At 67.4% G+C, this 7,286-nt stretch carries 7 protein-coding genes; 3 read left to right on the plus strand and 4 right to left on the minus strand.

The window, feature by feature from the left end:
* Positions 1–53: 53 nt before the first annotated feature.
* The 4 genes from tatC to ACTJJM_RS20930 form a co-directional block, all read right to left on the minus strand.
* Positions 54–803: a twin-arginine translocase subunit TatC gene (gene tatC / locus ACTJJM_RS20915; protein ID WP_010482410.1), complete on the minus strand. Its 750-nt coding sequence runs from the start codon at positions 801–803 to the stop codon at positions 54–56.
* Positions 800–1,258 carry a Sec-independent protein translocase protein TatB gene (tatB, locus tag ACTJJM_RS20920; protein ID WP_049480343.1) on the minus strand — a complete coding sequence of 153 codons (459 nt, stop codon included), beginning with the start codon at positions 1,256–1,258 and terminating at the stop codon, positions 800–802. The genes tatC and tatB overlap by 4 nt, the downstream gene beginning before the upstream one ends.
* A 15-nt stretch (positions 1,259–1,273) precedes the next feature.
* A complete protein-coding gene (gene tatA / locus ACTJJM_RS20925) occupies positions 1,274–1,501 on the minus strand; it encodes a Sec-independent protein translocase subunit TatA (RefSeq protein WP_005420453.1) in 228 nt (75 codons plus the stop codon).
* A 75-nt stretch (positions 1,502–1,576) separates the two neighbouring features.
* Complete coding sequence (locus ACTJJM_RS20930) at positions 1,577–2,470, minus strand: lipid-binding SYLF domain-containing protein (RefSeq protein WP_010482416.1); 894 nt, start codon at positions 2,468–2,470, stop codon at positions 1,577–1,579.
* Between the two features lie 165 nt (positions 2,471–2,635).
* Here ACTJJM_RS20930 and hemH point away from each other — a divergent pair, with 165 nt between their 5' ends.
* The 3 genes from hemH (at position 2,636) to ACTJJM_RS20945 (ending at position 6,845) form a co-directional block, all read left to right on the plus strand.
* Positions 2,636–3,598, plus strand: coding sequence for a ferrochelatase (hemH, locus tag ACTJJM_RS20935; protein WP_019337950.1), 963 nt, complete (start codon positions 2,636–2,638; stop codon positions 3,596–3,598).
* Positions 3,595–4,449 (plus strand): alpha/beta fold hydrolase, encoded by an 855-nt coding sequence (locus ACTJJM_RS20940; protein WP_440865947.1) that lies wholly within the window; start codon positions 3,595–3,597, stop codon positions 4,447–4,449. Before hemH ends, ACTJJM_RS20940 begins: the two co-directional genes overlap by 4 nt.
* 290 nt (positions 4,450–4,739) lie before the next feature.
* Positions 4,740–6,845: a methyl-accepting chemotaxis protein gene (locus tag ACTJJM_RS20945; RefSeq protein WP_440865948.1), complete on the plus strand. Its 2,106-nt coding sequence runs from the start codon at positions 4,740–4,742 to the stop codon at positions 6,843–6,845.
* Positions 6,846–7,286: the final 441 nt, after the last annotated feature.

Consider the following 7,286-nt stretch of genomic DNA (forward strand, 5'->3'; position numbering starts at 1 on the left):
GCGGTGGCATCACATCGAACCCGGCACGCCGGGCATGGCCCGGCGCTACCGCATCAGGCGGCGGGTTTCTTCACTACCGACGACGGCACCAGCCAGCGTGCGGCGTGGATGCCCAGCTCGTACAGCAGGCACATCGGGATCGCCAGCATCAGCTGCGACACCACGTCCGGCGGGGTCAGCACCGCCGCCACCACGAAGATGCCGACGATCGCGTAACCGCGGCCTTCCTTGAACTGCTGCGGCGTCACCCAGCCGAGCAGCACCAGGATCACCATCGCCACCGGCAGTTCGAAACTGCCGCCGAAAGCGAAGAAGATCGCCAGCACGAAATCCAGGTAGGCATTCGCATCCGGAGTGATCGCAATCACGTCCGGGCTGAAGGTGGTCAGAAAATGGAACACCGCCGGCAGCACCAGGAAGTAGGCGAAGGCGCAGCCGGTGTAGAACAGCAGTACCGACGACACCAGCAACGGCACCGCCAGGCGCTTCTCACGCGCATACAGGCCCGGGGCAACGAACGCCCACAGCTGGTACAGCAGCCAAGGCACCGCCACGAACAGGGCCACGAAGAAGGTCAGCTTCAACGGTGCGAAGAAGGCACCGGCCGGGTTGGTGGCGATCATCGTCTGCCCGTTCGGCAGCTGCGACACCAGCGGTTCGGCCAGCGCGTTGTACAGCTTCTGGGTAAACGGCAGCAGGGCCAGCAGCACCACGCCCAGGCCCAGCAGTGCGCGCACCAGGCGGCCGCGCAGTTCCACCAGATGTTCGACCAGCGAGCTTTCGCCGAAATCCTGTTCACTCATGGCTGGCGCTCCGTGCTCTGCGGCGGCGGCGCACCGGCTTCAGGGGGTGTCGCCGGCGTCGGCTCGGGAGCAACGCTCTCCTGTGCCGGCGCAACGGCATCGGGCGCAGCGCTCATATGCGGCGGCAGATCCGCAGGCGCCGGTGCGCGAACCTCCTGCGCCAGCGTATCGCCCTGCTGCCGGGCCTCCTGCGCTTCGCGACGGATCGCTTCACCGCTGGCGCGCAGCTGGTTCTCGGTGTCCTGCATGCCCTGGCGCACGTCCTGCATCTGCCGCTTGATGTCCTCGGCCTGCAGTTCGCGCTCCAGTTCCTGTTTTACCGAATCCCACTGATTGCGGGCACGACGCACCCACAGGCCGGCGAAGCGGGCCGCCTTGGGCAGGCGCTCGGGACCGAGCACCACCAGGGCGACCACTGCAATCACCAGCAGTTCGCTGAAGCCGATATCGAACACCGCAACCGCTCCGGATCAGCGAGCGTTACGGTCGTGCTCGTCCTGCGCAGTGCGCGAGGCGTCCTGGCTGCGCGACTCATCGCCCAGCTGCGCGTTCGGCTTGTCTTCGTCGCGCATGCCCTTCTTGAATTCCTTGACCGCCGAACCGAGATCCTTGGCGCCGCTGGTCAGGCGCTTGGTGCCGAACACCAGCAGGACGATGGCCAGCACGACCAACCAATGCCAGATGCTGAAACTGCCCATAAAGACGCTCGTTACGTTAGTGATCAGGCTGTCGAGCATAGCGCACCGGGTGTTAGCCGGCGCGCGTGACGAAAGTCAGTTTCCGCCCAGCGTTTCCGTGCGGATTTCGCCGTCGTTGACCGGCTGGAAACCCTGCTGCTGCGGCGGCGGGTTCTGCGGCACGTTCTGCAGCGGCGCGGTGGTGGCCTCGGCTGGGGCGGCCGGCGCTGCCTGAACAGGCGCTGGAGCAACCGCCGGGGCCGCTGCCGGACGTGGGGCGCTGCCGCCGTTGCCGCTGCGGTTGTTGCGCGCGGCGTAGGTGGCCTCTTCCAGGCGATCGCGGAAGGCGACCACATCCATCGACGGCGAACCGGCGGCGCGGCCTTCGAAGATCATGCGCGGCGTGGTGTTGCTGCCGTATGCATCCAAGTTGGCGGCATCATCGATCTGCAGCACCGCACCATCCAGGGCGACACCGGCGAACAGGCCGCGGGCGCGCGACCAGGACCAGATCTCGGCCTTCAGCTGGCCGTCGGTGGCAGCGGCGGCATTGCGGCCGACCGGGCCGGCGGCGACACCGGCATCGGCGCCCAGCGTGAACTTGCCGTTGACCAGATTGTCCAGGCTGCGGTCGTTGCGGAACACCAGCACCACATCGGAGGACTGCACACCGGCCTGGAAGCCGATGCTGCCGCCAGTGAGCTTCACGAACACCGGATTGGACCAGGCGCCATTGGGCATGCGCACCGACATCAGGCCGTGGCCACGGCGACCGCCAATGACCAGACCGGCCTTGATCGTGTCGGGAATGACGATGACCGCGCGGCCTTCGTCGAGCAATTTGTCCGGAATGCCCTGTTCAGGGATTTCCTGGATTTCAGCCAGCACGCGCACGGCATTGCGGGCACGCTGGTCTTCCTGCGGTCCGGCCATGGCCTGGCTGGACAGCAAGCTGGCGGCGATCAGCAGGGCTTGGATCGGGCGACGCATGGCAGGCTCCAGAAGTCAGTCCATAGGAAGATATAGCAAGTGACTGAAATTAGTAGTGTTGTCATGAATCTCCAATGAGCGTTCCCTGCTCACATTGACGCGCGCTATGCCTGCAATCCGAACCCTGCATCCCGGCACGGCGCCGGATCGGCGACAATACCGCCCATGCTCGACGCACCCGATACCGCCGTGCTGGCGGTCAACCTAGGCACGCCCGAGACGCCGACGGCCCCCGCCGTACGCCGTTACCTGGCTGAATTCCTGTCCGACCCCCGCGTGGTCTCGATCCCGGCACTGCTGTGGCAGCCGCTGCTGCGCGGGTTGATCCTGCCGCTGCGCAGCGGCCGTTCGGCGGCCAAGTACGCCCAGGTCTGGCTGCCCGACGGCTCACCGCTGATGGTGCACACCCGGCAGCTGGCGCAGGCGATGCAGGCCCTGCTGCCGACCCTGAAGGTTCGCCATGCGATGCGCTATGGCGAACCCGCCCTGGCCAGCGAGCTCGACCGCCTCGCCGCCGAAGGCGCGCGTCGCATCGTCGTGCTGCCGTTGTACCCGCAGTACTCCACCACCACCACCGCCTCGGTCGAAGACCGCGTCGATGCGTGGCAGCGCCGCAACCCGGGCGTAACCGTCAGCCTGGTGCGCGACTACTCGGTCGATCCGGGCTGGGTCGAGGCCGTGGCCGGCTCGATCCGCCGCTACTGGGAACAGCACGGTCGCGGCCAGAAGCTGATGTTCTCCTTCCACGGCATCCCGCAGCGCCTGGCCGATGCAGGCGATCCGTATCCGCAGCGCTGCGAGGCCAGTGCACAGGCCATCGCCAGGGCACTGGAACTGGGCAGGGACGAGTGGCAGATGGGTTACCAGTCGCGGTTTGGCCGCGAGCGCTGGCTGCAGCCCTATGCCGAACCCAGCCTGTGGGCGCTGGCCGAATCCGGCGTGAAGCAGATCGACGTTGTCTGCCCGGGCTTTGCCACCGATTGCCTGGAAACGCTGGAGGAAGTGGCGCTGGGGTTCACCGAGACGCTGGCCGAGCGCGGCGCGACGATGCGCTACATCCCGTGCCTCAACGCCGATCCGGAACACGCTCGCGCCCTGGCGCGGCTGGCCGTGGCCTCGCTGGCATGAGTCTGCAGCCGTTTGAACTGGAGGTCGGTGGCGCGCGCGTCGCCGGCCTGCGCAACCACGGCGACGGCCCGCGCGTGTTGGCCCTGCATGGCTGGCTCGACAACGCGGCCAGCTTCGTGCCGCTGGCGCCGCATCTGTCGTCGCTGCAATTGGTGGCGATCGACCTGCCCGGTCACGGCCACAGCGCGCATCTGCCGGCGGGTGCCAGCTACACCACGGCCGCCGCGATCTGCCACGTACTCGATGTCGTCGATGCACTGGGCTGGGACCGCTTCAACCTGCTCGGCCATTCGATGGGCGCCGGCATCGCCAGCCTCACCGCCTCGGTCAGTGATCGGGTCGAACGGCTGGTGGCGATCGAAGCACTCGGCGGCCTGCGTGGTCCCGAGGAAGAAACCGCCAACCGCCTGCGCGAGCATGTGAATGCCACGCGTGGGCTGGCACGAAAGCAGTTGCGCGTGTTCCCCGACCTCTCCGCGCCGATCCGCGCGCGGATGATGACCAACCAGCTCAGCGAACGCTGTGCACGGCTGCTGGTCGAGCGCGGCGTGGAGCCTGTCGAAGGCGGCTACCGCTGGTGCAGCGACCCGCGCCTGATGCTGCCCACTGCGATCCGCCTCAGCGAAGGCCAGATCGACAACCTGCTGCAGGCCATCGCCTGCCCGACGCAGGTGATCTACGCCACGCCGGCACAGTCCTACTATCCCGAGCCGATGCGCAGTGATCGCCTGCAGCACCTGCGCAATGGCCGTCTGGCGGTGTTTGCCGGCAACCATCACCTGCACATGGAAGATCCGGAACAGATCGCAGATGTGATCCTGCACTTCTTCAACAACGACAACGGCGGCTGAGCGCAGGCACTGGCGCGCTTCACTCTGCGCGTCTGCGGCCGATACATCAGTTGCGGGCCCTTGCGTCCGCAGCACGCAGGTCCGGTCGGGCCTGCGGCGTGTGTCTGGTTCTGCAAGGAAGTCCGCATGCCCGCTCCATTGCACCGCCACCCACAGGATGTGGTCACGGTGTCCCGTCTCCGCGTCGCTGATCGCGTCGCATTCCCCGAATTCCCGGCTCGCGCCCTGGTCACGCACTCCTGCGTGCGCCGCGGCGTGGCCGTTGTCGTTTGCTGATCCAGGAGTCGCCGATGTCCGTTGCATCCTCCCGTCCCCCCGATACCGCCCGACTGCCGCATCTGCAGCAGCTCGCCCGCCGCGCTGACCGCCGCCTGCTGATCGGCAGCGCGGTCCTGGCCCTGGCTGGCCTGGTGCTGGCCCTGCGGGGTCCGCAGCTGCAGGCCGCCGCGTTGGTGGCCGTCGCCGTGCTGCCAGCCGCGTGGTTCGGCGGACCGCAGGCGGGCCGGGCCGTCGCCCGCAACGGCTTGGCATTGCTGTTGTCGCTGCAGCTGGCCGTGTTGTGCGCGATCGCCGGCCTGTCACCGGCGTTGCCGATTGCCCTGCTGCTGGGCGTGCTGCTGGGCCACCGCGATCGCCTTCCGGTGTGGCTGGCCGGTGGCGTCGGCACGCTCGCGCTGCTGGCACCGCTGCAGGCGGGCTCTGCCGCGTGGCCAACGCTGCTGCAGGCCGGCATGTTCGCGGGCCTGACCTTGTTCCTCGGCCAGGTCGCACTGCGCCTTCGGCAGCAGACCGAGGCCCTTGGCCATGGCCCGCATCGGCTTGCCGCGCTGGCACGTGACATCGCCACCGGTGCCGATCTTGGTGCACATGCCGACACCAGCGCCTATGCACCGGGTTCACTCGCCCACGCCCTGGCCGACACCGCACGCCACGTGCGGGCACAGCGTGGACGCGAGGCGGCGGCCCATGCCGAGAACGCGCAGATCCGCCAGGCGCTGGATGCCTCGCGGACCGCGATGATGATCGCTGACAACGACCACGTGATCCGCTATGTGAACCGCTCGGTGGTAGCCCTGCTGCGCAACCAGCAGGCGACGCTGCGACAGGCCTTCCCCGATTTCGATGCCGAACGCCTGGTCGGCAGCAGCATCCATCGTTTCCATGCCAACCCGGACCGTATCCGCGCCATCCTCAACGGCCTGCAGGTCACGCACAACGGCAAGGTGCAGATCGGACCGGTGCACTTCGCCCAGGTGGTCACCCCGGTGTTCGACGCGCAGGGCATGCGCCTGGGCTTCGCCGTGGAGTGGCATGACCGCACCCATGAGCTCGCGCTGGAGAACGCCGTGGCCGGCATCGTTGCAGCGGCAGCGGCCGGTGACCTCGACCAGCGCCTGCAGGCCACTGAAGGTGCCAGCTTCCTCGATGGCCTGACCGGTGGCATCAACCAGCTGCTCGATACGCTCGGCAGCACCGTCAACGAAGTGCGGCAGATGCTCTCGGCATTGGCCAACGGTGATCTGGATCGGCGCATGCACGGCGAGTATCACGGCGCTTTCGCTGCGATCCAGCGCGATGCCAATGCCACGGCCGGGCAGTTGGCACGCATGGTCGGTCGCATCCAGGAATGTGCGGCGTCGATCAGTACCGCCGCCAGCGAGATTGCCGCCGGCAACGGCGCATTGTCCGAGCGCAGTGAGCGCCAGGCCGCGCACCTGCAGGAGACTGCAGCATCGATGGAGGAACTCACCGCCACCGTGCGCCAGAACGCCGCCCATGCGCGTAAGGCCAGTGCGTTGGCCGCCTCCACGCAGAGCGCTGCCAGTGACGGCAACACGGCCATGCAGCGGGTGGTGGATACCATGCAGGCCATCGAAGGTGCCTCGAAGCGGATCGGCGACATCACCGGCGTCATCGACGGCATTGCCTTCCAGACCAATATCCTGGCGTTGAACGCAGCGGTGGAGGCGGCACGCGCCGGCGAGCAGGGCCGAGGCTTTGCCGTGGTGGCCAGCGAGGTGCGCGTGCTGGCACAGCGTTCGGCGGCGGCCGCACAGGAGATCAAGAAGCTGATCGACGAAGCAGGCCGGCAGGTGGGCGAAGGTGCCCAGCTGGTGGCCGACGCCGGCCAACGCATGCAGGGCATTGTGGGCGGCGTGGAGGATGTCAGCCACCTGATGCGCGAGATTTCCGCAGCGTCGCAGGAGCAGTCGATCGGTATCGAGCAGATCAACCAGACCGTGGTGCAGATGGATCAGGCCACGCAGCAGAACGCGGCGCTGGTGGAAGAAGCCACCGCTGCCGCACGTGAGCTGCAGTCGCAGGCAGGGACGCTGACTGAGGCGGTCTCGGTGTTCCGCCAGCAGGAAGCACATGAGGAGGCTCTGGTCGCCTGATCCCGTTTTTCAGGTGATCCCGATGAAGACGGCGCCCGCGGGGCGCCGTTTTTTTGCGTGTTGTGCGTGATGGGTCACGCCGGTAGCGGCCCGCACTGGTTGGCGCCGTGGTTTCTCGCGGAGAGCATCCACGCGCGGCGTGGACCTATTCGGCAAACGATTGCGGCGCGGGCCTGCTGTGGGTTAGTTGGCAACCTTGGTTGGCGCCTGGGTTCCTCGCGGAGAGCATCCACGCATGGCGTGGATCTACCGCTGATCCCTCTGCCATCGGTAGTCGCCAACCTTGGTTGGCGCCGCCGCTCGCGGCGGTTCCATCAACGCGTCTGCCGGCCAGTGGCCGTCGTTACCCGGTATTTCCTGCGCTCAAAGAAAAACCCCGCTGCGCAAGCAGCGGGGTTTTGGGTGTAAACCCTGGCGATGACCTACTCTCGCATGGCTTGA

The organism is Stenotrophomonas sp. 22692, from assembly GCF_052045015.1.
GTDB lineage: Bacteria > Pseudomonadota > Gammaproteobacteria > Xanthomonadales > Xanthomonadaceae > Stenotrophomonas > Stenotrophomonas geniculata.